Here is a 3,778-nt window from a genome sequence, read left to right as displayed (position 1 = left end):
CGTCTTCCCCGCGGAAAGCGACCGGTTTCCACGGCCCCCATCCTTCATCACAAAAGTCTCGAAACTGAGTCTTCAACAATCGGGTGCTATTATAAAATAAGAAAATGTTATGAAGGCTTATAAAATATTGGATTAAAAATTGAAAACCCGTATTTTCAAAATGAAAATACGGGTGAAAGATTATCCTTCTTTTTTTGATAACTGTAAAGCCTTTTTGAAGTCTTTTAGAGAAGAGGACTTTCCGTACATCAGTACCCCTCCACGATAGACTCTTGCACCGACAATACCAAGCAGAACAATGGAAGCCACCAGTATCGATAGCGATAAGATAATTTCCCAAACGGGTATATCAAGCATTCCAACACGCAGAAACATAATTAAAGGCGTAAAGAATGGGATGTAAGAACTTATTGTTATGAACGTGGCATCTGGCACACTTAAACCGAAAACAGCAATCATGAATGCAGCTACTACAAGCATCATCATTGGGGCAACAATCTGCTGAGCATCTTCCAAGCGGCTGACGAGCGAACCGAGCATAGCAGCAAGAGTGGCGTAGAGCAAGTATCCAAGGACAAAGAAAACAACGGCGTAGACAATTGTACTTCCTTGTACCTCTGTAAAACCGAATGAATCCAACAAAGAAGCATTATCGGAATTCATCGCTTGCTGGATACCGAAATACCCTACAAGCAACAGTATAGTAAATTGGGTTAATCCAACTAATGCAATTCCAATGATTTTCGCAAACATTTGTGAAACGGGAGAAACGCTCGAAATCAGTATTTCCATCACGCGGCTCGATTTTTCAGTAGCAACTTCAGTGGAAATCATGTTGCCGTACATCATGACGGAGAAATACATGAAGAACAACATCACGTAGACAAGCCCTCGCGTCTGACTCAATTCCTCTGCTGATTTTGCACTTTCTTCCAGAGCGACTAGATCAAATGCCACAGGAGAGGAGATTTTTTGAATGGTTGATGGTGACACCTCAGCATTTTCCGTCACGATTCCAACTTTTACTTGTTGAAGAGCTTGACGGATGGGCTCACTATCTCCGGTGTTGGCAATTTGATTCGCATAGTAGGTTCCTTCAGGCAACCCCTCTTGCCCTTCTTTAATTTCCACGACTGAATGGAACGTCCCTGCTTCTACTTCTTCCTTCGCTTTTTCTAAACTTCCGTCAAAGGATTCGAGCGTATAATTTTCATTGGTTGCAAGCACTTGCTCCAGCGATTGGAACCACTCTTCATTGTCAGTGACAACAGCCACTTGTTTTTCCTCGTCACCTCCGCCGAATTTTTCTATTATGGTTTGAAGATTTGTCAGAGCAAAGACTAAGACAACCGTTAGTATTGTGGTGATAAGGAAAGACTTGGATTTCACACGGTTCATATAAGTATGGGCGAGCATAATAAAGAATTTATTCATAGGAAGCACCTACTTTTTCTATGAAAATATCATTCAGGGTCGGCTCTTCTAAATTAAAAGTACGGACAAATCCTTTTCCAGAAATTTCTTGAAAGATATCCTGGGAAACCTCTTCATTAATGATTTGGAGTTCACATCCGTCGGATAACGCTTTGTACTTCGTCACTCCAGAAACACTTTCTAAAAAGCGGGTATCGAATTCAGCGTGGACTCGCACGTTTTTCTTTCCGAATGAACGTTTGATTTCTTTTAGACGCCCATGCACTACCGGTGTACCATGATGCAAGATGCACAAATGCTCACATAACTCTTCGACATGTTCCATTCGGTGGGAAGAAAACACGATCGACGTGCCGGATTCCTTCAAATCCACCACAGCTTCTTTTAGCATTTCCACGTTAACGGGATCCAGACCAGAGAACGGTTCATCTAAAATCAATAACTTCGGTTTATGCAGCACGGCAGATATGAATTGAATCTTCTGCTGATTTCCTTTCGACAGCTCTTCTACTTTCTTATGTTTATAATCAGGAACTTTAAATCTTTCCAGCCAGTAATCTAATTCTTTTATGGACTCCGATTTTGGCATTCCTCTCAACTTAGCAAGGTAAACAAGTTGATCTTGAACTTTAAGTTTTGGATACAACCCCCGCTCCTCTGGCAAATATCCGATTAAGTGGCTTTGACCATATCCGATCTCACCGTCATTCCAGGAGATTGAGCCTTCTGTTTGATCAAGCAGCCCCAGGATCATCCGAAACGTGGTTGTTTTTCCAGCACCATTGGCACCTAGAAAACCAAATATTTGTTTCTCTGGGATTTCCAATGACAAGTGGTCCACAGCAGTAAATGAACCGAATTTCTTTGTAACGTTATGTAAGCGTAAAGTCATTCATTACACTCCTCTCTTCTCAATCTTTGAATACGCAGAAACTCATTCAAACGTTTCATTTTTTATAAAACTTTTTCTATTAAGCAGGATTTTACCGTACATTCACCAAAGATAGTACAATGAATACATATTCATATCAGGGAGGCTCACCAATGAAAACATACTTTCTTACTGTATTTGAAAAAGATGGAACGAATGTATTAGACGACTCTTTCCAAGCTGAGAATGATGATCAGGCTAAAGAGATCGGAACTAAAAAACTGGAAGAGCAGGGCTTCAGTGAACATACACATCGCTGCGTCGCTCCAGAAGGTCACCTCGTCTTATTCCATCGATAAAAAAAGTCGCGCCAACTGGCGCGACTTTTTACTTTCCTTGAAAGTTGGGTTTTCTTTTTTCCATGAATGCCGAAACACCTTCTTTATGATCATTCGATTGCCTTAGCTCCCATTGAGCCTGGCGTTCCTTTGAGAGATATTGCAAAAGCTTGTCAACGCCGTACTGATGATAAATTTGTTTTGTTTTAATCATCGACTGCAATGGTCGTCGGCTCCATTTTCTTGCGATCGTAGCAACTTCTTCATGAAATGATTCGTTTATAACAATATCGACAAGTTTATGATCATACGCTTCCTTCGCTTTCATTTGCTGTCCTTCCCAGGCAAATTGTTTCGCCAGGTGTGTCCCCAGGCGTTCCTGCAGCCAAAAATGTCCGCCTCCATCAGGTACAAGTCCGATTCCAATAAAATTCATCGAAATAGTCGTGTCTGCTTCAGCTACGACGTAATCAGCAGCTAATGCAATGCTCAGACCAAGTCCTACTACGGGACCATGAACTGCTGAAATGACGATTTTCGGCATTGTATAGAGAGTCGTCACAATGGTTTCAATATCATCCATCACTTGATCATATTTCTTACCTTCCTCTACCTCTTGCATCATTGTGATATCTCCGCCGGCACAGAAGCCTTCTCCATCACCAGAAAGGACCACCACTTGGGCCTCATACTCTTTGACTTGTTCGACAGCTTGAGCAAATTCCGCCAACATCTCTTTATTAAGAGCATTGTATTTTTCACCGCGCGCTATCTTCAAATAGACCACATTTTCATTCTCTTCTATTTTAAAGAAATTCATTCTCATACCCCTTTATAAAAAATGATTTTATCTCTTTTAACATTTTCTGCGGTTGGAAGACAATTTCCTGCAAGAATCGAAGAAAAGTGAAGAGGGGCTGAGAAGATTTGAATCGAACAAATCATAGAAGAATAAGCTTCGGCTGTATGGAACGGGTGACCTCTCTTATGGATTAATAAAAGACAATAGTTTTACTATTAAGATAAGAAAATGGAGCATAAAGGTTATTCAACAACCGTGCAGAATTGTGGAAGACTGGATTTCGAGATACTTTCGGTTTCGTTGCTAAATACGGATTAGGATTGGGTGGGAAAC

General features: G+C 41.0%; 4 protein-coding genes. 1 reads left to right on the top strand and 3 read right to left on the bottom strand.

All coding sequences use genetic code 11. The annotated features are described in order from the left end of the window. Positions 1-180 precede the first annotated feature (180 nt). Positions 181-1,434: an ABC transporter permease gene (locus tag LD39_RS13685; RefSeq protein ID WP_035547976.1), complete on the bottom strand. Its 1,254-nt coding sequence runs from the start codon at positions 1,432-1,434 to the stop codon at positions 181-183. Beyond that, positions 1,427-2,326, bottom strand: coding sequence for an ABC transporter ATP-binding protein (locus LD39_RS13680; protein ID WP_035547973.1), 900 nt, complete (start codon positions 2,324-2,326; stop codon positions 1,427-1,429). Before LD39_RS13680 ends, LD39_RS13685 begins: the two co-directional genes overlap by 8 nt. Positions 2,327-2,478: 152 nt before the next feature. Here LD39_RS13680 and LD39_RS13675 point away from each other — a divergent pair, with 152 nt between their 5' ends. Next, entirely contained in the window at positions 2,479-2,664 is a 186-nt protein-coding gene (locus tag LD39_RS13675) for a YhzD family protein (RefSeq protein ID WP_035547970.1), read from the top strand. A 28-nt stretch (positions 2,665-2,692) separates the two neighbouring features. Here the strand turns inward: LD39_RS13675 and LD39_RS13670 are convergent, their stop codons facing one another. Beyond that, entirely contained in the window at positions 2,693-3,463 is a 771-nt protein-coding gene (locus LD39_RS13670) for an enoyl-CoA hydratase (RefSeq protein WP_052158873.1), read from the bottom strand. Positions 3,464-3,778: the final 315 nt, after the last annotated feature.

The organism is Halobacillus sp. BBL2006 (assembly GCF_000786645.1).
In the GTDB taxonomy this organism is placed as follows: Bacteria; Bacillota; Bacilli; order Bacillales; family Halobacillaceae; genus Halobacillus.
This window is presented reverse-complemented; position numbering and strand designations above follow the sequence as displayed.

Excerpts from the sequence above, each read along its gene's own strand:
- LD39_RS13685 (WP_035547976.1), bottom strand. The coding sequence starts at position 1,434 with ATGAATAAATTCTTTATTATGCTCGCCCATACTTATATGAACCGTGTG.
- LD39_RS13680 (WP_035547973.1), bottom strand. The coding sequence starts at position 2,326 with ATGACTTTACGCTTACATAACGTTACAAAGAAATTCGGTTCATTTACT.
- LD39_RS13675 (WP_035547970.1), top strand. The coding sequence starts at position 2,479 with ATGAAAACATACTTTCTTACTGTATTTGAAAAAGATGGAACGAATGTA.
- LD39_RS13670 (WP_052158873.1), bottom strand. The coding sequence starts at position 3,463 with ATGAATTTCTTTAAAATAGAAGAGAATGAAAATGTGGTCTATTTGAAG.